Annotated in this window: 20 protein-coding genes; 13 read left to right on the top strand and 7 right to left on the bottom strand. The window is 62.7% G+C overall.

Translation table 11 applies throughout. From position 1 onward, the window contains the following. The first annotated feature begins 55 nt into the window (after positions 1-55). From tcyJ to ACVWSC_RS01050, 11 genes are all read left to right on the top strand, one after another. The gene (gene tcyJ, locus ACVWSC_RS01100) at positions 56-850 is read left to right on the top strand and encodes a cystine ABC transporter substrate-binding protein (protein ID WP_442111448.1); all 795 of its coding nucleotides are present in this window, start codon (positions 56-58) and stop codon (positions 848-850) included. Continuing rightward, a complete protein-coding gene (gene tcyL, locus ACVWSC_RS01095) occupies positions 847-1,515 on the top strand; it encodes a cystine ABC transporter permease (RefSeq protein ID WP_442111446.1) in 669 nt (222 codons plus the stop codon). The genes tcyJ and tcyL overlap by 4 nt, the downstream gene beginning before the upstream one ends. 3 nt (positions 1,516-1,518) lie before the next feature. After that, positions 1,519-2,280, top strand: a complete 762-nt coding sequence (gene tcyN, locus ACVWSC_RS01090; protein ID WP_442111444.1) for an L-cystine ABC transporter ATP-binding protein TcyN — start codon at positions 1,519-1,521, stop codon at positions 2,278-2,280. A gap of 170 nt (positions 2,281-2,450) precedes the next feature. After that, on the top strand, positions 2,451-3,170 hold the full coding sequence (locus ACVWSC_RS01085; protein WP_442111442.1) for a hypothetical protein: 720 nt from the start codon (positions 2,451-2,453) through the stop codon (positions 3,168-3,170). Positions 3,171-3,344: 174 nt separating this feature from the next. Further along, positions 3,345-4,586 carry an SfnB family sulfur acquisition oxidoreductase gene (locus ACVWSC_RS01080; RefSeq protein WP_442111441.1) on the top strand — a complete coding sequence of 414 codons (1,242 nt, stop codon included), beginning with the start codon at positions 3,345-3,347 and terminating at the stop codon, positions 4,584-4,586. A 21-nt stretch (positions 4,587-4,607) separates the two neighbouring features. Further along, positions 4,608-5,813, top strand: coding sequence for an SfnB family sulfur acquisition oxidoreductase (locus ACVWSC_RS01075; protein WP_442111439.1), 1,206 nt, complete (start codon positions 4,608-4,610; stop codon positions 5,811-5,813). Next, positions 5,813-7,198, top strand: a complete 1,386-nt coding sequence (locus ACVWSC_RS01070) for an LLM class flavin-dependent oxidoreductase (RefSeq protein WP_442111437.1) — start codon at positions 5,813-5,815, stop codon at positions 7,196-7,198. The genes ACVWSC_RS01075 and ACVWSC_RS01070 overlap by 1 nt, the downstream gene beginning before the upstream one ends. Beyond that, a complete protein-coding gene (locus ACVWSC_RS01065; RefSeq protein WP_442111435.1) occupies positions 7,191-7,994 on the top strand; it encodes a MetQ/NlpA family ABC transporter substrate-binding protein in 804 nt (267 codons plus the stop codon). Before ACVWSC_RS01070 ends, ACVWSC_RS01065 begins: the two co-directional genes overlap by 8 nt. Position 7,995: 1 nt before the next feature. After that, positions 7,996-9,120, top strand: coding sequence for a methionine ABC transporter ATP-binding protein (locus tag ACVWSC_RS01060; protein WP_442111433.1), 1,125 nt, complete (start codon positions 7,996-7,998; stop codon positions 9,118-9,120). Continuing rightward, the gene (locus ACVWSC_RS01055; RefSeq protein ID WP_442111431.1) at positions 9,110-9,754 is read left to right on the top strand and encodes a methionine ABC transporter permease; all 645 of its coding nucleotides are present in this window, start codon (positions 9,110-9,112) and stop codon (positions 9,752-9,754) included. Before ACVWSC_RS01060 ends, ACVWSC_RS01055 begins: the two co-directional genes overlap by 11 nt. A 222-nt stretch (positions 9,755-9,976) precedes the next feature. Next, positions 9,977-11,368 carry an L-cystine transporter gene (locus ACVWSC_RS01050; RefSeq protein ID WP_442111429.1) on the top strand — a complete coding sequence of 464 codons (1,392 nt, stop codon included), beginning with the start codon at positions 9,977-9,979 and terminating at the stop codon, positions 11,366-11,368. 60 nt (positions 11,369-11,428) lie between these two features. On the opposite strand, the gene ACVWSC_RS01045 is transcribed toward ACVWSC_RS01050, so the two are convergent. Further along, positions 11,429-11,947, bottom strand: coding sequence for a dihydrofolate reductase (locus ACVWSC_RS01045; RefSeq protein WP_442111427.1), 519 nt, complete (start codon positions 11,945-11,947; stop codon positions 11,429-11,431). Between the two features lie 63 nt (positions 11,948-12,010). On the opposite strand from ACVWSC_RS01045, the gene ACVWSC_RS01040 reads away from it, so the two are divergent. Both ACVWSC_RS01040 and ACVWSC_RS01035 read left to right on the top strand, forming a co-directional pair. Continuing rightward, entirely contained in the window at positions 12,011-13,402 is a 1,392-nt protein-coding gene (locus ACVWSC_RS01040; RefSeq protein ID WP_442111425.1) for a DUF2868 domain-containing protein, read from the top strand. Next, complete coding sequence (locus ACVWSC_RS01035; RefSeq protein WP_442111424.1) at positions 13,395-14,759, top strand: GTPase/DUF3482 domain-containing protein; 1,365 nt, start codon at positions 13,395-13,397, stop codon at positions 14,757-14,759. Before ACVWSC_RS01040 ends, ACVWSC_RS01035 begins: the two co-directional genes overlap by 8 nt. A 43-nt stretch (positions 14,760-14,802) precedes the next feature. Here the strand turns inward: ACVWSC_RS01035 and ACVWSC_RS01030 are convergent, their stop codons facing one another. From ACVWSC_RS01030 to ACVWSC_RS01005, 6 genes are all read right to left on the bottom strand, one after another. Beyond that, positions 14,803-15,357 (bottom strand): phosphonate degradation HD-domain oxygenase, encoded by a 555-nt coding sequence (locus ACVWSC_RS01030; RefSeq protein ID WP_442111422.1) that lies wholly within the window; start codon positions 15,355-15,357, stop codon positions 14,803-14,805. 10 nt (positions 15,358-15,367) lie between these two features. Beyond that, the gene (locus ACVWSC_RS01025; protein ID WP_442111420.1) at positions 15,368-16,495 is read right to left on the bottom strand and encodes a TIGR03364 family FAD-dependent oxidoreductase; all 1,128 of its coding nucleotides are present in this window, start codon (positions 16,493-16,495) and stop codon (positions 15,368-15,370) included. Positions 16,496-16,566: 71 nt separating this feature from the next. Continuing rightward, positions 16,567-17,592, bottom strand: coding sequence for a putative 2-aminoethylphosphonate ABC transporter substrate-binding protein (locus ACVWSC_RS01020; RefSeq protein ID WP_442111418.1), 1,026 nt, complete (start codon positions 17,590-17,592; stop codon positions 16,567-16,569). A gap of 41 nt (positions 17,593-17,633) precedes the next feature. After that, positions 17,634-19,358 carry a putative 2-aminoethylphosphonate ABC transporter permease subunit gene (locus ACVWSC_RS01015; RefSeq protein ID WP_442111416.1) on the bottom strand — a complete coding sequence of 575 codons (1,725 nt, stop codon included), beginning with the start codon at positions 19,356-19,358 and terminating at the stop codon, positions 17,634-17,636. Position 19,359: 1 nt separating this feature from the next. After that, a complete protein-coding gene (locus tag ACVWSC_RS01010) occupies positions 19,360-20,424 on the bottom strand; it encodes a putative 2-aminoethylphosphonate ABC transporter ATP-binding protein (protein WP_442111414.1) in 1,065 nt (354 codons plus the stop codon). 116 nt (positions 20,425-20,540) lie between these two features. Next, positions 20,541-21,404, bottom strand: coding sequence for a LysR family transcriptional regulator (locus ACVWSC_RS01005; RefSeq protein ID WP_442111412.1), 864 nt, complete (start codon positions 21,402-21,404; stop codon positions 20,541-20,543). Positions 21,405-21,407: the final 3 nt, after the last annotated feature.

Raw genomic sequence — 21,407 nt, 5'->3', positions numbered from 1 at the left:
TATTAGCGTCACCCTATAGTCGCCATCCACGACACAACAACATTGGGGCTTGGTCATGACAGTAATCGCTAAACAGATTATCCACGCAGGCGTCGTCCTGCTGCTCGGCGCCAGCTTGCTCGGTCAGGCCATTGCCGGCGAGCAATTGCAGGCGATCAAGGACAAGGGCACGATCAGCGTCGGCCTGGAAGGTACTTACCCGCCGTTCAGCTTCGTCGATGCCGACGGCAAGCTGGCCGGTTTCGAGGTGGAGCTGTCCGAGGCGCTGGCCAAGGAGCTGGGGGTCAAAGCCAAGCTGCAACCGACCAAATGGGATGGCATTCTTGCCGCGCTGGAGTCCAAACGCCTGGATGTGGTGATCAACCAGGTGACCATTTCCGAAGAGCGCAAAAAGAAATACGACTTCTCCCAGCCCTACACCGTCTCCGGTATTCAGGCGCTGGTGCTGACCAAGAAAAAGGATGAGCTGAACATCAAGTCTGCCGCCGATCTGGCCGGCAAAAAGGTCGGTGTGGGCCTGGGCACCAACTACGAGCAGTGGCTCAAAGAGAACGTCCCGCAGGCAGTCATCAAAACCTACGACGACGACCCCAGCAAGTTCCAGGACCTGCGCGTAGGCCGCATCGACGCCACCCTGATCGACCGCCTCGCCGCCCTGGAATACGCGAAAAAAGCCAAGGACACCAGCGTCACCGGCGAAGCCTTCTCCCGTCAGGAAGCCGGCATCGCCCTGCGCAAGGGTGAACCGGAACTGCTCGACGCCCTCAACAAGGCCCTGGATAAACTGCGCGCTGACGGCACCCTGGCCAAGTTGTCCGAGAAGTACTTTGGCGACGACGTGACTAAATGATCGAAGAAAGTCTGCAGCTTGCGCTCGACAGCGCGCCCTTTTTGCTCAAGGGCGCGTACTACACGGTCATTCTCAGCCTCGGCGGAATGTTCTTCGGCCTGTTGCTGGGTTTTGGCCTGGCGCTGATGCGCCTGTCGTCGCTCAAGCTGCTGAGCTGGACAGCGCGGGTATACGTGTCGTTCTTTCGCGGCACGCCGCTGCTGGTGCAGCTGTTCATGATCTATTACGGCCTGCCGCAACTGGGCATCGAGCTGGACCCATTGCCAGCGGCGCTGATCGGCTTCTCGTTGAATATGGCCGCTTATGCCTGTGAAATCCTGCGCGCCGCCATCGGCTCGATCGATCGCGGCCAATGGGAGGCGGCAGCCAGTATCGGCATGACCCGGGGCCAGGCGATGCGCCGGGCAATCCTGCCGCAAGCCGCGCGCACCGCCCTTCCGCCGCTGGGCAACAGCTTCATTTCGCTGGTCAAGGACACGGCCCTGGCCGCCACCATCCAGGTACCGGAACTGTTCCGCCAGGCGCAGTTGATCACCGCACGGACCTTCGAAATTTTCACCATGTACCTTGCCGCCGCACTGATCTACTGGGTGCTGGCCAGCGTTCTTGCGCACCTGCAGAACCGCCTGGAAGCGCGGGTCAACCGGCACGACCAGGAGTCCTGAGGCATGATCGTGGTAGAGCGACTGAGCAAGCAGTTCAATGGCCAGACCGTACTGAACGACATCAGCCTGAAGGTCGAGGCCGGTGAAGTCATCGCCATCATCGGCCCCAGTGGTTCGGGCAAAACCACCTTCCTGCGCTGCCTGAACCTGCTGGAAACCCCGAGCAGCGGCCGCATTCAGGTCGGCGACGTGGAGATCGATGCCGCTCGCCCGCTCAACCAGCAGCAAGGCCTGATCCGCAAACTGCGCCAACAGGTCGGCTTTGTGTTTCAGAACTTCAACCTGTTCCCGCATCGCACGGCACTGGAAAACGTCATCGAAGGCCCGTTGGTGGTCAAGAAGACCCCGCGTGAACAAGCCGTGGCCCTGGGCATGAAGCTGCTGGCCAAGGTTGGCCTGGCAGGCAAGGAAGCTTCGTACCCGCGCAAGCTCTCCGGAGGCCAGCAACAGCGGGTGGCGATAGCCCGCGCCCTGGCCATGGAGCCTGAGGTGATTCTGTTCGATGAACCGACCTCAGCCCTGGACCCCGAACTGGTCGGCGAGGTGCTGGCGACCATTCGCGGCCTGGCCGAAGAACGCCGCACCATGATCATCGTTACCCACGAAATGAGCTTTGCCCGGGATGTTGCCAACCGGGTGATCTTTTTCGACAAGGGTGTGATCGTCGAACAGGGCGAGGCCCGCGCGTTGTTTGCCCATCCCCGGGAAGAACGCACCCGTCAGTTCCTCGGCAAGTTCCTCGGCACCCAGAACACCGGGTACTGAGTTCCCCAACAGACCCTGTCCCCCGCGCACGCCTGCTGCCTGCCATAGCGCCGTAGGCCTGTTCCGAAGTTCGTCGCTGCCGCGCAAAGGGCAGTGACCGGGCTTGATCCGCTGCGCCTGCTGGCCAATAACCGCCATTCCCGCAGCGACTCAAGCCAAGGATGTGCGCCATGTCTGTCAGCCCAGCAATCCAACTTCCCCTCCCTGCCCTGCCTGGTATCAATGCCGCCGGAATCGGACGGCACAGCGCTGCCCGGCTGCGGGCGCGCATACCGATTGAGCCGCCGATGGAAGCCGGCGATCTGATCGCGCTGTTCTGGGGGCAGCGTTTTGTCACCGCCCATACCCTGCAAGCCGGGCAAGCAACGGGCTACGTAGAGTTGCGCATTCCCGGCGGCATGCTGCACAACGGTATCCAGCGCCTGCATTACCGCCTGTTCAAGCCCAACAACCGCCCGTTGAGATCCCCTGAGCGGCAGGTGCTGGTCAAACTCGATTGCCCCGGCGGCAATGGCGCAGAACACCGCCTGCAACCCCTGCAGCTGCCACGTCGGTTACGTCGCGAAGGCCTGTGCCTGGAAACCCTGACAGGCGACCTGGCGTGTAGCCTGGCCCCTTACGGCAACATGGCCGAAGGCGACCAGATCACCCTGCGCTGGGGTGACCTGCGCCTCGACCTGCCGCCGCTGAAACGCGCGCAAATCGGCCATCCGGTTGCGGCGAAAATCCCACAAACGCTGATTCAAGAGTGCGGTGCCGACCCGCACCTGGAACTGAGCTACTGCATCCTCGACCGGGTCGGCAATCGCTCGCAGTGGGCGCCGTGCACAGCGCTCCGGGTGTTCAGCGGGCGATCCGTGAGTACTTCTATGTATATTCCAAAAGGTTAGTTTATTTAATTTTTATACAGCATTAGGGTATATGAACCGGACCACCGGACCAGCGCATTTCCGTCGGCGCAGCGCGCGCCGACCTTTCTAATACGTGAGGTAAGGTATGGTCAGGAACACAATCACCCCAGTGCGTAACGCCAGGGCATTGAGTACAGCCAAGGAGCAGTACTGATGTCCAGTCTGGCAGATATCAACGTCCACAGTGACCTGGACAGCGCCCCGCTGCTGTTGCCCGCCAAGGTGCTGGTCAACGATGCGCAAGCGCTGCAGGCCGCCCATGAGCTGGCCGAAGCGGCCCGCAGCCAGGCCGCCCGACGCGACCAGCAACGCAAGTTGCCCTGGGCCGAAATCGAGCAGTTCACCCGCAGCGGCTTGGGCAGTATTTCCATTTCCCGTGCCTTCGGCGGTGCGCAGGTTTCGTTTGTCACCCTTGCCGACGTGTTTCGCATCATCAGCGCCGCCGACCCGGCGTTGGGGCAGATCCCGCAAAACCAGTTCGGCATTCTGCAACTGCTCAAAGGCAGCGCCAGCCCGCGCCAGCAGGAACTGCTGTTCAAGTCGGTGCTCGACGGCTGGCGAATCGGCAATGCCGGGCCTGAGCGCGGCAGCAAGAACACCCTGGAGCTCAAGGCGCGGATCACCCGCGAGGGCGATCACTATGTGCTCAGCGGCCAGAAGTTCTATTCCACTGGCGCCCTGTTCGCTCACTGGGTTGCAGTCAAAGCGTTGAACGATGACGGTCGTCAGGTCATGGCCTTCGTGCGCCGTGGCACCCCTGGGCTGCGTATCGTCGATGACTGGTCTGGCTTCGGCCAGCGCACCACCGCCTCTGGCACCGTATTGCTCGATCGGGTTCAGGTCGAACCGGAGCTGGTGATCGACAACTGGCGCCAGAACGAGGTGCCGAACATCCAGGGCGCCGTTTCGCAATTGATTCAGGCGGCCATCGATGCCGGCATTGCCGAAGCGGCGGTGGCCGATGCCATCAGCTTTGTGCGGGAAAAATCACGGCCGTGGATCGATGCCAAGGTCGAACGTGCCAGCGATGACCTCTACGTGATCGCCGATATCGGCCGCCTGCAACTTGAGCTGCATGCTGCGCAGGCGTTGCTGAGCAAGGCTGCGCGCACTCTGGATGAGGTCGATGCCGCACCGGTGGACGCCGCGTCGGCGGCCCGCGCCTCGATTGCCGTGGCCGAAGCCAAGGTGCTGACCACCGAGATCGCCCTGCTGGCCAGCGAGAAGCTCTTCGAGCTGGCCGGCAGCCGCGCCACCCTGGCCGAGTTCAACCTCGACCGGCATTGGCGCAATGCCCGCGTCCACACCCTCCACGACCCGGTGCGCTGGAAATACCACGCCGTCGGTGCCTACCACCTCAACGGTACTTTGCCTGCCCGGCATTCCTGGATCTGACCAGACCACTGGAGCCTATTTATGAGCCATCTGCCGCAACCGCACGAAAACGTCGCGGTCATCCACACTGACGCCCAGGCATTGCAGGTTGTCGAAGAACTGGCAGGCGAGCTGCGCCGCGACAGCGCGCTGCGCGACCGCGAACGCCGCCTGCCGCACCCGGAGCTGGCCCTGTTCAGCCGTTCCGGGCTATGGGGCATCAGCGTCCCGAAAGCCTTTGGTGGCGCTGGCGTGTCAAACGTCACCCTGGCCAAAGTCATCGCCCGTATCGCCCAGGCCGACGCCTCGCTCGGACAAATTCCACAGAACCATTTCTATGCCTTGGAAGTGCTGCGGGTAAATGGCAGCCCACAGCAACAACAGCGTCTGTACGCCGAAGTGCTGGCCGGTAAACGCTTTGGCAATGCCCTCGCCGAACTGGGCACCAAAACCGCACACGACCGCACCACCGCCCTGAGCCGGGACGGTGAGGGTTACCGAATCAACGGGCGCAAGTTCTACGCCACCGGCGCTATTTATGCCCAGCGTATTCCCACCTCAGTGGTTGATGAGCACGGCGTGCAGCACCTGGCTTTTGTGCCAGCCGACAGCAGCGGGCTGCAAGTGATCGACGACTGGAGCGGCTTTGGCCAACGCACCACCGGCAGTGGCTCGGTGGTATTCGACAATGTCGCGGTTGCTGCCGACGATGTGGTGCCATTCCAGAGCGCCTTCGAGCGTCCGACCAGCGTCGGCCCGCTGGCGCAGATTCTTCATGCCGCCATCGACACCGGGATTGCCCGCGCCGCCTACGAAGATGCCTTGCAGTTCGTACGCACCCGCAGCCGCCCGTGGATCGACTCAGGCAGCGACAACGCCAGCGACGACCCCTTGACCCTGAAGTCGTTCGGCCATCTGGCTATCCGCCTGCACGCGGCCGAAGCCCTGTTGGAACGCGCAGGCCACTACCTGGACCGCGCCCAGGCCGATCTCACGGCCAGCAGCGTGGCCGCCGCCTCTATCGCGGTGGCCGAAGCGCGGGCAATCAGCACCGAGATTTCCCTGGCCGCAGGCACCACCCTGTTCGAACTGGCCGGCAGCCAGGCCACCCTGGCCGAACATGGCCTTGACCGCCACTGGCGCAACGCCCGCGTGCACACCCTGCACGACCCGGTGCGCTGGAAGTACCACGCCATCGGCAACTACTACCTCAACGATGAGAACCCACCACTGCGGGGGACCATCTGATGGCGAAGAAAAAAATCCTCCTCAATGCCTTCAACATGAACTGCATTGGCCACATCAACCACGGCCTGTGGACCCATCCGCGCGACACTTCCAGCCAGTACAAACAGCTGGAGTACTGGACCGAACTGGCACAACTGCTCGAGCGCGGGTTGTTCGACGGGCTGTTCATCGCCGATATCGTCGGCGTTTACGATGTTTACCAGAACAGCGTCGAGGTGCCGCTCAAAGAGTCGATCCAGCTGCCGGTCAACGACCCGCTGCTGCTGGTCTCGGCCATGGCCGCCGTCACTCGCCACCTGGGTTTCGGCCTGACCGCCAACCTGACCTACGAGGCGCCGTACCTCTTCGCCCGCAAGCTCTCGACCCTCGATCACCTGAGCCGTGGCCGGGTGGGCTGGAACATTGTCACCGGCTACCTCGACAGCGCCGCCCGGGCCATGGGCCTTGAGCAACAGGCAGAGCACGACCGCCGCTACGACCAGGCCGACGAATACCTGCAGGTGCTGTACAAACTGCTGGAAGGCAGCTGGGACAACGACGCGGTGGTCAATGATCGCCAGCAACGGGTCTATGCCCGCCCGGACAAGGTGCACAAGGTCAACCATCAGGGTGAGTTCTACCGCGTCGAGGGCTATCACCTGTGCGAGCCCTCGCCACAGCGCACCCCGGTCCTGTTCCAGGCCGGCAGCTCCGAGCGCGGCCTGGGCTTTGCCGGCAGTCACGCCGAGTGCGTGTTCATCAGTGGCCAGAGCAAAGCCGCCACCCGCGCCCAGGTCAACAAGGTGCGTGCCGCTGCCGTGGCCGCTGGCCGTGACCCTGAAGCCATCAAGGTGTTCATGGGCCTGACCGTGATCGTCGCCCGCAGCGAAGAGCAAGCCCATGCCAAGCACGCCGAATATCTGCGCTACGCCAGCGCCGAGGCCGGTGTCGCGCATTTTTCCAGCTCGACCGGCATCGACTTTTCCGCCTACGAACTGGACGAGCCGATCCAGTACGTCAAAAGCAACGCCATCCAGTCGGCAACCAAAGCCCTGCAGAACAACGACTGGACCCGGCGCAAGCTCCTTGACCAGCACGCCCTTGGCGGCCGCTACATCACCCTGGTGGGCTCACCGACCCAGGTGGCCGACGAATTGGAAAGCTGGATTGCCGAAACCGGCCTGGATGGCTTCAACCTGACCCGCACGGTAACCCCGGAGAGCTATGTCGATTTCATCGACCTGGTGATCCCCGAACTGCAGCGCCGTGGTTCGTACAAAACCGCCTACGAACCAGGCAGCCTGCGCGAAAAACTCTTCGCCACCGACAACCCTCTGCTGCCCGCCGATCACCCCGGCGCCAGCTACCGCCACACCACCCCGACTGGAGCGCCACAGCATGCTTAAAACTTTTCTTGCCCGCCCCGTCGCGGCACTGGCCTTGAGCCTTGGTCTGCTGAGCGCGGCCCAGGCCGCTGATGCCTTGAAGGTCGGCACCACCGCCGCCTTCGCCATCCCGCTGGAAGCGGCCGTCAGCGAAGCGAAGAAACAGGGACTGGAGGTTGAACTGATCGAGTTCAGCGACTGGATCGCACCGAATGTCAGCCTCGCCAGCGGTGACATCGACGTGAACTACTTCCAGCACATTCCCTTCCTGGAAAACGCCAAGGCGGCCGCCGGTTTTGACCTGGTACCGCTCGCCCCGGGCATCATCAATAACGTTGGCCTGTACTCGAAAAAGTACAAAAGCTTCGACGAGCTGCCCAACGGCGCCAGCGTGGCCATCGCCAACGACCCGATCAACAGCGGACGCGGCCTGCAGCTACTGGCCAAGGCCGGCCTGATTACCCTCAAGCCGGGCGTCGGCTACAAAGCCAGCGAAGACGACATCGTCAGCAACCCCAAGCAGCTCAAGATCCTTCAGGTCGAAGCGGTGCAGCTGGTACGTGCCTATGACGATGCCGATCTGGTACAGGGCTATCCGGCCTACATCCGCCTGGCCAACACCTTCGATGCCACCTCGGCGCTGCTGTTCGATGGCCTCGATCACAAGGAATACGTGATCCAGTTCGTCATTCGCCCGCAAAACAAGGATGACCCACGCCTGGCCAAGTTCATCGACATCTACCAGCACTCGCCAGCAGTCCGCGCGGCGCTCGACAAGGCCCACGGCAAACTGTACCAACCGGGCTGGGAGAGCTGAGATGAGTGCCGCTGCCCGCCTGAAACCAGAGCACGACACCCGCGCGCCGTTGCCACAGGCGCCGCGCCAGGCCCTGCACCCTGAGCTGAGCACTGCCCATGTGCGCTTTATCGGCCTGGGCAAAACCTATCCGGGGCAATCCGCTGCGGCGCTTGAAGGCATTGACCTGAACATCCAGCGCGGGGAGATCTTCGGCATCATCGGCCGCAGTGGCGCGGGCAAGTCGTCGCTGATCCGCACCATCAACCGCCTGGAACAACCCAGTAGCGGGCGGGTGCTGATCGACCAGGTGGACATCGGCAGCTTCGATGAAGACCGCCTGGTCGCCCTGCGTCGGCGCATCGGCATGATCTTCCAGCACTTCAACCTGATGTCGGCAAAAACCGTTTGGCAGAACGTCGAGTTGCCGCTGAAGGTCGCGGGCGTCCCCAAGGCCCAGCGCCAGCGCAAAGTCGCCGAGCTGCTGGAGCTGGTCGGGCTTGAACACAAGCATCAGGCTTACCCTGCGCAATTGTCCGGTGGGCAAAAGCAGCGGGTCGGCATCGCCCGGGCGCTGGTGCATGACCCGGACATCCTGCTCTGCGACGAAGCCACGTCTGCACTCGACCCGGAGACCACCGCGTCGATCCTTGAGCTGCTGCGCAGCATCAATCAGCGCCTGGGCCTGACCATCGTGCTGATCACCCACGAGATGGCGGTGATCCGCGATATCTGCCATCGGGTGGTGGTGCTCGAACGTGGGCGAATCGTTGAACAAGGTGCGGTGTGGAAGGTGTTCGGTGACCCACAGCATGACGTCAGCAAAACCCTGCTCGCGCCCTTGCAGGCGCCTCTGCCTACGGCATTGCAGGCACGCTTGCAAAGCCAGCCAGCCAGCGTCGACTCAGCCTTGGTGCTGAACCTGAAGGTCACCGGCAGTGACCAGCAAGCGCCCGAGTTATCCACCTTGTTCGCCAGCCTCGGTGGGCGCATCAGCCTGTTGCAGGGTGGCATCGAGCCGATCCAGGGGCGACCGCTGGGGCAACTGCTGATCAGCGTCACGCACTCGCCGCACCGCCATGAACAGATCATCGAACGCGCCCGGCAGTGGGCCACGCAGGTAGAGGTACTGGGTTATGTGGACTGATCGCTTGCTCCAGGGCGTACTCGATACCTTGTTGATGGTTGGTGTGTCATCGCTGATCGCCTTGCTCGCCGGAATCCCCCTGGCGGTGATTCTGGTCACCAGCGGCAAAGGTGGAATCTTCGAAGCACCCAGCCTGAACCGGGTGCTCGGGGCTTTCGTTAACCTGTTTCGCTCGATCCCGTTTCTGATCCTGATGGTCGCGCTGATCCCGTTCACCCGGCTGATCGTCGGCACCACCTATGGGGTCTGGGCGGCAGTGGTGCCGTTGACCATTGCGGCTACACCGTTTTTTGCGCGAATTGCCGAAGTCAGCCTGCGCGAGGTTGATCATGGTCTGATCGAAGCGGCCCAGGCGATGGGTTGCCGACGCTGGCACATCGTCTGGCACGTACTGCTGCCCGAAGCGCTGCCGGGCATTGTCGGCGGCTTCACCATCACCCTGGTGACCATGATCAACTCCTCGGCCATGGCTGGCGCCATCGGTGCTGGCGGCCTGGGTGATATTGCCTACCGCTATGGTTATCAGCGCTTCGACAGCCAGATCATGTTGACCGTGATTGTCATGCTGGTGGCCCTGGTTGCGCTGATCCAGCTGGGCGGCGACCGCCTGGCGAAAAACCTCAACAAACGCTGACCCTTGTCTTGCACCACCTGTGGGAGCGGGCTTGCCCCGCGATTGCGATTCGTCAGTCACATCGCATCGCGGGGCAAGCCCGCTCCTACAGGGGTGTCATATATTCCAAAAACAGCTAAGTAAATAACCGATTGATATAAATTCGTTCGTTTTCATGCTGTTAGCATTTCCGTTCGCAATCGCACACAGAGGCGATGCCCCCGCTTTTTCTCTGGAGCTTTAATGAACCTGCCGCTGTCACTCAATCTGCTGGCGTTCCTGGCATTGCTGCTAGGCCTGGCACAAACCCGTCATGGCAACTGGAGCCTGGCCAAGAAAGTCTTGGTCGGTCTGATTCTCGGTGTGCTGTTCGGGGCCGCCTTGCATGCCATTTATGGCGCCGGTCACCCGATCCTCAAGGCCACCATCAGCTGGCTTGACCTGGTCGGTAACGGTTACGTGCAGTTGCTGCAAATGATCGTCATGCCGCTGATCTTCGCCTCGATCCTCAGCGCGGTCGCCCGTCTGCACAACGCCTCGTCGCTGGGCAAGATCAGCTTCCTGACCATTGCCACCCTGCTGTTCACCACGGCCATCGCCGCGCTGATCGGTATCGTCCTGACCAACCTGTTCGGCCTGAACGCCGAAGGCCTGGTCGCCGGAACGGCCGAAACCGCGCGGATGCAGGCGATCCAGAGCGATTACGTGGGCAAGGTTGCCGACCTGAACATCCCGCAACTGCTGCTGTCGTTCATTCCAAGCAACCCTGTGGGCGACCTGGCACGGGCCAAACCGACTTCGATCATCAGTGTGGTGATCTTTGCCGTGTTCCTCGGCATGGCCGCGCTGCAACTGCTCAAAGATGATGCCGAAAAAGGCAATCGCGTACTGAACGCCATCGACACCCTGCAAGCCTGGGTCATGCGCCTGGTGCGCCTGGTGATGAAGCTCACCCCGTATGGCGTTCTGGCGCTGATGACCAAGGTGGTAGCCAGCTCGAACCTGGACGACATCCTCAAGCTCGGCAGCTTTGTGCTGGTGTCTTACCTCGGCCTGGGGCTGATGTTCGTGGTGCATGGCGTGTTGCTGGCGATCAGCGGCGTCAACCCGCTGCGCTTCTTCCGCAAGGTCTGGCCGGTACTGACGTTTGCCTTCACCAGCCGCTCCAGCGCAGCCAGCATTCCGTTGAGCATCGAGGCACAGACTCTTCGCCTGGGCATTCCGCAGTCGATCGCCAGCTTTGCCGCCTCGTTTGGTGCAACCATCGGTCAGAACGGCTGTGCCGGCCTGTACCCGGCGATGCTCGCGGTCATGGTCGCGCCCGCCGTTGGCATCGATCCGCTGGACCCGCTGTGGATCGCTACGCTGGTGGCAATCGTCACCCTGAGCTCGGCCGGTGTGGCTGGCGTGGGTGGCGGAGCAACCTTTGCCGCGCTGATCGTGCTGCCCGCCATGGGCTTGCCGGTGGAACTGGTGGCGTTGTTAATCTCGGTTGAGCCGCTGATCGACATGGGCCGTACCGCGTTGAACGTGAATGGCTCGATGACCGCCGGGGCGATCACCAGCCAAATGCTCAAGCAGACCGACAAGTCGCTGCTTGATGCTCAGGAGCATGCGCAGCTGTCGCATTCCTGAGGCAATAATCGCGGGGCAAGCCCGCTCCTACGGTAGGAGCGGGCTTGCCCCGCGATGCTTTCAAACCTTCTCCCACACCTCAAAATGAAACGCCGGCTTGTCCCCTTCAGCCGGATTCTCCTGGCTCGACGCCAACCGCCACTGCCCCGCATCAAATTCGGGAAACCAGGCATCCCCTTGCGGGTTCAGTTCCACCCGCGTCAGGTACAGTCGGTCTGCCAGCCCCCGCTCAATCGCCTGGGTATACAGTTGCGCGCCGCCGATCAGCATCAGCTCATCCACGCCCTGCGCCAGCGCCCACTGCTCAGCGCGCAGCATGGCCTCGTCGAGCGAGGCAAACACCTCGGCACCCTCGAGCTGCAGGCCTGGCTGACGACTGACCACCAGGTTCAAACGCCCAGGCAACGGCCGCCCCAGCGAGTCCCAGGTTTTGCGCCCCATGATGATCGGCTTGCCCAGGGTGGTGGCCTTGAAGTACTTGAAATCCCCCGGCAGGTGCCAGGGCATGCTGTTGTCGATGCCAATAACGCGGTTCTCGGCGAGGGCCGCGATCAGGCTCAGAGGAAGTGATGTTTTCATGTCGGCGAGGATAGCAAAGCCCGTTGTTCGATGCCTGGGTTATGCTTTGGGCTGACCTGATCAATGGAAGACCGCGTGACTGCACTGACTGACCTGGACAAACACTGGCTGACTGAAGCGGTACGCCTGCGCGAGGAACACGCTGGCGCCCTGGAAGACCAGGAAGCCAATCGCCGCGCCCGCCAACTGGGCGGCGATCTGCCCACGCGCATCGAGCACCGCGCCTTGTGGCTGGCCGAACGCGACGGCATGCGCAGCGCCCTGCAGCACTGGAAGCAAGGTGCGCGCCTGGCGTTGGCACTGCTTGTGGTACTGGCGATCGTCAGTGGTGCCGGGCTTGCGCTGGCCGCTTTAGGCGACAGCCAGCGCCCGGTGAATGTGTTCTGGGCCTTGGGCAGCCTGCTGGGTTTGAACCTTGTATTGCTGGCGGGATGGGCGCTGGGCTTTTTCTTCGCCGGCGAACAGGGCGCCACCCTGGGTAAGGTCTGGCTGTGGCTCAGCGAGAAATTTGCCCGCGATGCCCAGGCGGTGCACCTGGCTCCAGCCTTGCTGGTGATGCTGCAACGCCACAAGCTCAACCGCTGGTTGATCGGCCTGCTGGTTCACTGCCTGTGGTTGCTGGCCCTGAGCACCGCACTGGTGATGCTCCTGGTGTTGCTTGCCACCCGCCGTTACGGGTTTGTCTGGGAAACCACTATTCTCAGCGCCGACACCTTCGTAGGCCTGACCCAGGCACTTGGCGCCTTACCGGCCTTGCTCGGCTTCGGCGTGCCAGACATCGACATGATCCGCGCCAGCGGCGACAGCCAGCCAGCGCTGGAACTGGCCCGACAGGCCTGGGCCAGCTGGTTGCTGGGTGTGCTGCTGGTGTTCGGCATCCTCCCGCGCCTGCTGCTCGCGGCGTTGTGCCTGTGGCGCTGGCGACATGGCCGGCTGCGCCTGCGCCTGGACCTCAACCTCCCCGGCTACAGCCACCTGCGTGAAGCGTTGATGCCCAGCAGCGAACGCCTGGGGGTCAACGATGCCGCGCCGGATGCTTTGCCGCAGATCGTCCGCGGTGTCGGCGAGACGCACAGCAACGGCGCGTTGCTGGTGGGCCTGGAACTCGACGATCAACGCCCCTGGCCACCTGCGCTGCCGGCTACGGTCAATAACGCCGGAGTGCTCGACAGCCGCGAATCGCGCAACAAGTTGCTCGAACAACTCAGCCGCTTCCCGCCTGCACGCCTGGCAATCGCCTGCGACCCACGTCGCTCACCAGACCGCGGCAGCCTGGCCTTGCTCGCCGAACTGGCGCGCAATGCCGGTGCCACGCGCATCTGGTTGCTGCAGCCGCTACCGGGCCAGGCCGTGGATGCCGAGCGCCTCGGCGACTGGCATCAGGCACTCGACCAACTGGGCCTGGAGCATGCCGACAGCGCCCCGCTGAACTGGCTGGAGCAAGGCCATGACTAAGCCGTTGAAACTGGCCGTGGTCGGCCACACCAATGTCGGCAAGACCTCGCTGCTGCGCACCCTGACCCGCGACGTCGGCTTTGGCGAAGTCTCGCACCGCCCCAGCACCACTCGCCATGTTGAAGGTGCACGGCTGTCGGTCGAGGGTGAACCGCTGCTGGAGCTGTACGACACGCCCGGCCTGGAAGATGCCATCGCCCTGCTCGACTACCTCGAACGCCTGGAGCGACCGGGCGAACGTCTCGACGGCCCGGCACGGCTGGCGCGGTTTCTTCAGGGCAGCGAAGCGCGCCAGCGTTTCGAACAGGAAGCCAAAGTGCTGCGCCAATTGCTGGCCAGCGATGCCGGCCTGTATGTGATCGATGCCCGTGAGCCGGTGCTGGCCAAGTACCGCGATGAACTGGAAGTGCTGGCCAGCTGTGGCAAGCCATTGCTGCCGGTGCTCAACTTTGTCGCCAGCAGCGACCACCGCGAACCGGACTGGCGCGAAGCGTTGGCCCGTTTGGGCCTGCATGCTCTGGTGCGCTTCGACAGCGTCGCTCCGCCGGAAGATGGCGAACGCCGCCTCTATGAAAGCCTGGCGCTGATGCTGGAAAACGCGCGCCCAGCCTTGCAACGGCTGATCGATGACCAGCAGGCCCAGCGCCTGGCCCGCCAGCTCAGCGGCAAGCGCCTGATCGCGGAACTGTTGCTCGATTGCGCCGCCTGCCGCCGCAGCGTGGTCGCCGAACCGGCTACCGAAGCGGCGGCCATCGAGGCCCTGCGCAAAGATATTCGCCAGCGTGAACAACGCTGCGTCGAAGCCTTGCTCAAGCTGTACGCGTTTCGCCAAGACGACGCCAGCGCCAGCGACTTGCCGTTGCTGGACGGCCGCTGGGGTGATGACCTGTTCAACCCGGAAACCCTGAAACTGCTGGGCGTGCGCCTTGGCAGTGGGGTCGCTGCCGGGGCTGCAGCGGGGGCTGGGGTCGATCTGCTGGTCGGTGGTTTGACCCTGGGCGCCGCTGCGCTGGCCGGGGCGATTGCCGGTGGTGCACTGCAGACCGCGCGCAGCTACGGCTCACGCCTGTTGGGCAAGCTCAAAGGGCAGCGTGAATTGACGGTGGATGACAGCGTGTTGCGCCTGTTGGCGTTGCGTCAGCATCAGTTGATCCAGGCGCTGGACAGTCGCGGTCATGCGGCGATGGAGCGGATCAAGCTGGCGCCACCGCAGGAACAAAGCTGGCGCGAAGGCAAGCTGCCGGAGGCCTTGAGCAAAGCGCGGGCGCATCCGCAGTGGTCGTCGCTCAACCCGGGGGCGCGGTTGAATCAGGCTGAGCGACAGGAGCAGATTGATGCTTTGGTGTTGGAGCTTTAGGGGCTCATCGCGGGGCAAGCCCGCTCCCACCGGTGTGCGTTCTTTAATGCAACAACGCCAGCGCCTTGCCCTTGAGCACCTCAAGGTCAATCACCGGCACATTCATTTCCTTGGCCAGCTCGTCCCACTCACGCATCCGCAGGCTCACCGTGCACAGCGGATCGCGCTCGAAGGCATCGGCTTCAGCTTCACTCATGACCCCGCCCTGATACTCCAGGGTGCGCCGGCTGGCTTCACTTAGACGGTCGTAATAGCCCGGTTTACGCAGCGTCAGGTAGCGCTTGGCTTCAACGTGGTATTGCACCAGTGTCGCCAGACGTTCGCTGAACCCACAGCGGCGCAGGTAGTTGGCACCCACCTGCTCGTGGCTGACCACGCCGTAGCCGCCCATGTCGCCTTCGGCGCCACCGCAGATATGGCCGATGTCGTGGAAGAACGCCGCCAGCACCACTTCATCGTCAAAACCTTCATCCAGAGCCAATTGCGCGGCCTGAGACATATGCTCCAACTGCGACACCGGCTCGCCGATGTAATCGTCATCGCCATGCTGCTGGTACAGGGCGAAGATTTCGCTGACAACCTGTTCGGCCGTTCTCATTGTTATCCCCTCACACGGTTTCATTAAGCAAGCGCGCCATATGCCGCTCGGCCAAGGCCGGACCTACGCTCATGCCGACCCCGCTGTGCATCAGCGCAGCACTGACACCCGGTGCCACCTGCAGCAGCGAAAACGGCGCGGGCCCGCCAGAACCATAGACGCCTTGCCAACGTTCGACCACCTCGATACGACCACCGAGCGTGTCCTCGGCCAGTTCGATCATCCAGTTATCGACCTGCTCGGCGTTGAACGGCGAAGCATCACTGCCGTAGGCATGCGAGTCGCCGATGATCAGCTCGCCATGTGGCGTGGGGCTGATCAGCAGGTGAATGCCGTGTTGCATCAGGTGTGGGCTGTCATTGAGTAGCTGCGCTTTGAGTGCCTGGGCTTGCGGCAAGTCGGCGAAGGCGCCGTAGTGCACACAACTGAGCCCGGTCAGCACGGCGTGCTGCAGGTCGAGGTCGAAACGCGGGCGCGCACGGAGCATCTGCAAACGGCAGATCTGCGGTTGCAAGGTGGCGATGGGTTCGGCGAGCAGGGTCTGGTAGTCGTGACCAGAACAGACCACGATCTGCTCGGCACTGAATTCGCCTGCAGTGGTGAATACCTTGCCAGGCTGGATATCGCGCACCAGGGTGGAGAAATGGAAGCTAACCTCCAGCGCTTGCTGAAGAAAGCGGATCAGCGTGGGAATGGCCTCACGCGAGTACAGCTGTTGATCGTCCAGCCCGCGCAAGGCGGCGCGGTGGTGACTGAATTGGCCGCCGTACAGGTCGTTAAGCGCAGCACCACTGAGCAGCTCGACCCGATAGCCCTGCTCAACGGCCCGCTCTGCACAGAATGCTTCAAGTAGCTCCTGCTCAAGGGTATTGCGCGCGAACAACAGCGAGCCATTGCTTTTCAGTTGAAAACCGGCCTGGCGCGCCCAATGCGCCCAGATGTTGCGGCTGGCCTTGGCCAGTTCATGCATTTCACCCGGCGGCTGACCGGTGACCAGTGCCTGGCCAAAGTTGCGCACCGAAGCGCCCAGCGGTGTGGCAGTGCGCTCGAACACCCGCACCTTGAGGCCTCGGCGGGCGGCGGCGTAAGCGTGGGACAGGCCGAGAATGCCGGCGCCGACGATGATTAGATCGGTCATTTGGATTTCCTTGAAGATCGCGGGGCAAGCCCGCTCCCACTGTAGGAGCGGGCTTGCCCCGCGATGCGGTCTTACTGCTGCGCCACCTTCTCCGACTTACCGTCATAGCGCTTGCGCCATTCGGCGAGGATGGTGTCGCGGTTCTGCGAGGCCCAGTTGAAGTCGTTCTTGATCAAGCGCTGTTCGTAGTCAGCCGGCAGTTCGGTTTGCGGCTTGGCAATACCTGGCTGAGCGAGCACAGCGAAGTTTTCCTTGTACAGGTCCATGGCCGCCGGGCTGGCCGAGAAGTCGGCCAGGCGCTTGGCCGCCGCTTCGTTCTTGCTGCCTTTCAATACCGCAGTGGCTTCGATTTCCCAGCCCAGGCCTTCTTTCGGCAAGACGATGTCCAGCGGCGCGCCCTGGCGCTTGAGCTGTACTGCCGGGTATTCGAACGAGATACCAATCGGGAACTCACCGGCGGCCGCCAGCTTGCACGGCTTGGAGCCGGAGTGAACGTATTGGCCGATGTTCTGGTGCAGGTCATCCATGTACTGCCAGCCCTGCTTCTCGCCAAAGGTCTGCAGCCAGGCGCTGACGTCGAGGAAGCCGGTTCCCGAGGAGGCCGGGTTAGGCATGACGATCTTGCCTTTGTACTCAGGCTTGGTCAGGTCTTGCCAGCTCACCGGCTTGGTCAGACCCTGTTTCTCCGCTTCGATGGTGTTGAAGCAAATGGTTGCTGCCCACACGTCCATACCGACCCAGGCCGGTGGGTTGGCGCTGTCGCGGTAGTTGTTGCCGATCTTGTCGAGGTCTTTCGGCGCATAGCTCTGCAGCATGCCCTGCTGATCGAGAATCGCCAGGCTGGAAGCCGCCAGCCCCCATACCGCATCGGCCTGCGGGCGGTCTTTTTCAGCCAGCAGTTTGGCGGTGATGATGCCGGTAGAGTCACGTACCCACTTGATCTCGATATCCGGGTTGGCCTTTTCGAAGGCCTGCTTGTAGCTCTTGAGCTGTTCGGCTTCGAGCGCGGTATAGACCGTCAGCTGAGTGTCGGCAGCAGTGGCCTGCAGGCTGAACGCAGTGAGGACGGCAGCGGCAAGAGCAAGTGGCTTGAACATGATGCGGTTCCTTTGAACGGTACGAGGGTTGGGTAGTGCAATCAGTGACCCGGCGCGCGCTGGCGCCAGGCTTGGGAACGCTGCAGCAGGCCGCGCGAGGCCCAGGCCAGCAGCAGCGAGACGCTGGCGCTGGTCAGCAGAATCAGGGTCGACATAGCCGCCGCGCCGCCAACGTTGCCGGCATCGTCCATGTTCAACACGGCGACGGCGGCGAGGATGGTGTCGGGGCTGTAGAGAAAGATCGCCGCCGATACCGTGGTCATCGCCGAGACGAACAGATAGCGGACGATGTCCAGCAATGCCGGCAGGCAGATCGGTACGGTGACCCGCAGGTAGTGACGGTACAGCGGCGCCTTGAGCGACAGCGCTGCGGCTTCGAACTCACCGTCGAGCTGGCGCAGGGCGGTGGTGGCGGTCATTTGTGCAGTGGTCAGGTAGTGGGCAATGGTGCACACCACGAGCAACGCCATGCTGCCGTAGAACACATGCAGCGGGTTGCTGGTCAGGTTGAAGAAGAACACGTAGCCCAGACCCAGCACCAAGCCTGGCACCGCCATCGGCACGAAGCTGAGCAAACGCAGCACCAGGTTGAGTGCGCGCTGGCCTTTGGTTTTTTCCATCAGATAGGCACCGGTGAAGATCACCGCGCTGCCGATCAATGCAGTTCCCAGGGCCATGGTCAGGCTGTTGCGGTAGGCCAGCCAGCCACCGCCCGCGGTTTCATCGAACTGATAGTGCTTGAGCGACAAGGTCATGTTGTACGGCCAGAACGTCACCAGCGACGAGTACACGGCCATACCGACCACCAGCAACAGCACCGCACACACCGCCAGCACCACAGCCAGGAAGCAGGCATCGCGACGCCGTGATGGCTGCGGCTCGAACACCTGAGCGCGACCGCTCATGGCATCGCCCTGGCGACGGCGCAGCCAGGCATCGACAGTAAAGCTAAGCAGTGCCGGTACCAGCAAGACCATGCCAATCAACGCGCCGCGACCGAATTGCTGTTGCCCTACCACTGCCTTGTAGGCTTCAAGCGCCAGCACCTGATAATCGCCACCCACCACGACCGGCACACCAAAATCGGTGATGGTCAGGGTGAACACCAGGCAGAACGCAGCAAACACCGCCTGACGGGTCGCCGGCCAGGTAATGCTGTGAAACGCGCGCCAGGGGCTGGCACCCATGCTCGACGCAGCATCGAACAAGCGTGCATCTGCCAGCGACAGCGCCGACAGCAAGATCATCAGCGCGTGCGGAAAGGTGTAGATGGCCTCGCCGAGCACAATGCCCCAGAAACCGTAGATGTTGTCGCTCAGCAGCCCGCGCAGCAGCCCCTGGTTACCGAACAGGTAGACCAGAGCAATGGCTGGCAGCATCGACGGCGCCAGCAAGGGCAGCAACGAGATACCGCGCCAGATGCGTTTGCCGGGGATCAACGTACGCTGCAAGGCGTAAGCAAACAGGTAAGCCAGCGGCACAACAATCGCCGCCACACTGATCGACACCTTCAGGCTGTTGCCGAGCAACCAGTGAAAGTTGGCGCTGGCAAACAGCTCACGCGCCGCCAGCAGCCCACCGCCCTGCCCGGCATCACTGCTGAAACCACGCCAGAAGATCGCCAGCAACGGCATCAATACCGCAACTGTCAGCAACAGCAGCAGCAACCATTTACCGCCGACCACGAACAGTCGATCACCGAGGGACACGCCGGAGCGCTGTGTTGCCTTCGCCTGCGCGATCGGCATGGTCATTGGCGCGGCCATCTCAGGCAAACACCTGCAGGCTACGTGGCGGCAAGGCGACCCAGATGTCCTGGGAACCCAGGCGCGGCATCGACTCCGGAGCGACTTCGGCCAACAGCGCATGGCCTGGCAGTTCATTGAACTCGAAACTCATCCGGCAGCGATTGCCGAGGAAGGTGATCTCGCGCACCCGCGCCGGGAACAGGTTTTCTTCATGCACCGGCGGGTTGACGCTGATGGCTTCCGGGCGGCAGAACAAACGGCCGCTGCGGGCCTGTCCGGCACCGTCGGCCAGGCGCATGTTCAGCGCGCCGACCTGAGCGTGGCTGTCACTGTGGCGCTGGAACGGCAGCCAGTTGCCTTGGCCGACGAACTCGGCGACGAACGGGGTGGCCGGCTGATCGTAGATTTCCTGCGGCGTTGCGTACTGTTCGACCTGACCGTTGTTCATCACCGCAATGCGGTCGGCCATCAACATCGCTTCGTCCTGGTTGTGCGTCACCATCAGGGTGGTAATACCCAGTTGACGCTGCAACTGGCGAAGCTCGGTGCACAGGTGCTCGCGAACCCGGGCATCGAGGGCCGACATCGGTTCGTCGAGCAGCAACAACGACGGTGCCGGGGCCAGGGCGCGGGCCAGCGCGACCCGTTGCTGCTGGCCGCCAGACAGCTGGCCCGGGTACTTCTTCTCACTGCCGGCCAGACCGACCAGTTCCAGCATCTGCGCCACGCGTTGGCGCACTTCATCACGACCGCTGCCCGCCAGGCCGTAGGCGATATTGGCTTCGACCGTCAGGTTTGGAAACAGCGCATAGGATTGGAACAAGATGCCGTAATCACGGGCTTGCGGCGGCAATTCGGAGATGTCGCGGTCGCCGATGTACAAGGTGCCGCGGTCCTGGCGCTCAAGGCCAGCGATGCAGCGCAGCAGCGTAGTCTTGCCACAACCGGACGGGCCGAGCAGGCACACCAGTTCACCGGCGGCGATGTCGAGCGAGACATCCTGCAGAGCGGTAAAGGCGCCGAAGCGCTTGTGGATACCGCGCACTTTCATCTGTGCGCCTGGGTTTGCGACCGGAGTGTTCATGGCAAGACCTCATCGAACGAATGAGGGTCATGCTAGGAGGCGAATGCGAAGGTTCTGTGGCGGGGAAGCAAAAGATGCTGATAGTGGTATAGGCAGATTTGGGTCTACCGCCGCTCCTACAGGGCTGAGACTTCCTGGGCGAGGCCGAGAAACGCCGCTGGCAAACGTGCTTGACGCCGCTCTTTCAGGCAGTACAGATACTCATGCATCACCGGCGCACCTTCCAGGCTCAGCACCCGCAGCTCCGGGTTATGCGGTACTTCATGGCGGGCAATGATGCTGATGCCGATGTTGCGCAACACCGCTTCGCGAATCGACTCACGACTGCCAATCTCCAGTATCGAACCCACTTTGACCCCAGCATCCTCAAGCATCTGCTCAGTCAGTTTGCGTGTGCTGGAACCTTGCTCACGCACCAGCAGGCAGTGCCCGGCCAGCGCCGACAACGGCAGTGAGTCACGATTGGCCAGCGGATGGTTGCGGTGTACCGCCACCACCAGCGGGTCGGTGCCCAGCACCCGGCGAATCAGGCGTGCGTCTTCGAGCAGTTGCGAAGAGGCGGCGATGTCGACGCGATAGTCTTCCAGCAACTCCAGCACCTGCTGGGAGTTGCCGATTTCGACCGACACCTCGACCTGCGGCAAACGCTCGCGAAAGATCTTCACCAGATCAAGAATGTAGTACGGCGCGGTCGCGGCAATGCGCAAACTGCCCTGGGCCTGGCCGCTGTTGCGCAAGAAGAACTCAATGTCCGCCTCTTGCTGCAACAGCGTCTTGACCATCGGCAGCAGGCGCGCGCCGTCGTCGCTGAGGGTCAGACGGCGCCCGCCACGGTAGAACAGCTCCACCGCATACTGGCTTTCCAGGTTGCGGATCTGCGTGGTCACCGTCGGCTGGCTGAGCCCGAGTTTCTTCGCCGCTAAAGTGATGCTGCCCAGGCGGGCAACCATGTAGAAGGCTTTCAACTCGGAGCTCAACATACA

It is taken from the genome of Pseudomonas sp. NUPR-002 (assembly GCF_056322725.1).
Note: the sequence above shows the minus strand (reverse complement) of the source record. Positions and strands in the feature narration are given on the sequence as shown.

What these genes read in the sequence shown, in the direction of transcription:
- tcyJ (WP_442111448.1), top strand. Translation starts at nt 56, where the DNA reads ATGACAGTAATCGCTAAACAGATTATCCACGCAGGCGTCGTCCTGCTG.
- tcyL (WP_442111446.1), top strand. Translation starts at nt 847, where the DNA reads ATGATCGAAGAAAGTCTGCAGCTTGCGCTCGACAGCGCGCCCTTTTTG.
- tcyN (WP_442111444.1), top strand. Translation starts at nt 1,519, where the DNA reads ATGATCGTGGTAGAGCGACTGAGCAAGCAGTTCAATGGCCAGACCGTA.
- ACVWSC_RS01085 (WP_442111442.1), top strand. Translation starts at nt 2,451, where the DNA reads ATGTCTGTCAGCCCAGCAATCCAACTTCCCCTCCCTGCCCTGCCTGGT.
- ACVWSC_RS01080 (WP_442111441.1), top strand. Translation starts at nt 3,345, where the DNA reads ATGTCCAGTCTGGCAGATATCAACGTCCACAGTGACCTGGACAGCGCC.
- ACVWSC_RS01075 (WP_442111439.1), top strand. Translation starts at nt 4,608, where the DNA reads ATGAGCCATCTGCCGCAACCGCACGAAAACGTCGCGGTCATCCACACT.
- ACVWSC_RS01070 (WP_442111437.1), top strand. Translation starts at nt 5,813, where the DNA reads ATGGCGAAGAAAAAAATCCTCCTCAATGCCTTCAACATGAACTGCATT.
- ACVWSC_RS01065 (WP_442111435.1), top strand. Translation starts at nt 7,191, where the DNA reads ATGCTTAAAACTTTTCTTGCCCGCCCCGTCGCGGCACTGGCCTTGAGC.
- ACVWSC_RS01060 (WP_442111433.1), top strand. Translation starts at nt 7,996, where the DNA reads ATGAGTGCCGCTGCCCGCCTGAAACCAGAGCACGACACCCGCGCGCCG.
- ACVWSC_RS01055 (WP_442111431.1), top strand. Translation starts at nt 9,110, where the DNA reads ATGTGGACTGATCGCTTGCTCCAGGGCGTACTCGATACCTTGTTGATG.
- ACVWSC_RS01050 (WP_442111429.1), top strand. Translation starts at nt 9,977, where the DNA reads ATGAACCTGCCGCTGTCACTCAATCTGCTGGCGTTCCTGGCATTGCTG.
- ACVWSC_RS01045 (WP_442111427.1), bottom strand. Translation starts at nt 11,947, where the DNA reads ATGAAAACATCACTTCCTCTGAGCCTGATCGCGGCCCTCGCCGAGAAC.
- ACVWSC_RS01040 (WP_442111425.1), top strand. Translation starts at nt 12,011, where the DNA reads ATGGAAGACCGCGTGACTGCACTGACTGACCTGGACAAACACTGGCTG.
- ACVWSC_RS01035 (WP_442111424.1), top strand. Translation starts at nt 13,395, where the DNA reads ATGACTAAGCCGTTGAAACTGGCCGTGGTCGGCCACACCAATGTCGGC.
- ACVWSC_RS01030 (WP_442111422.1), bottom strand. Translation starts at nt 15,357, where the DNA reads ATGAGAACGGCCGAACAGGTTGTCAGCGAAATCTTCGCCCTGTACCAG.
- ACVWSC_RS01025 (WP_442111420.1), bottom strand. Translation starts at nt 16,495, where the DNA reads ATGACCGATCTAATCATCGTCGGCGCCGGCATTCTCGGCCTGTCCCAC.
- ACVWSC_RS01020 (WP_442111418.1), bottom strand. Translation starts at nt 17,592, where the DNA reads ATGTTCAAGCCACTTGCTCTTGCCGCTGCCGTCCTCACTGCGTTCAGC.
- ACVWSC_RS01015 (WP_442111416.1), bottom strand. Translation starts at nt 19,358, where the DNA reads ATGGCCGCGCCAATGACCATGCCGATCGCGCAGGCGAAGGCAACACAG.
- ACVWSC_RS01010 (WP_442111414.1), bottom strand. Translation starts at nt 20,424, where the DNA reads ATGAACACTCCGGTCGCAAACCCAGGCGCACAGATGAAAGTGCGCGGT.
- ACVWSC_RS01005 (WP_442111412.1), bottom strand. Translation starts at nt 21,404, where the DNA reads ATGTTGAGCTCCGAGTTGAAAGCCTTCTACATGGTTGCCCGCCTGGGC.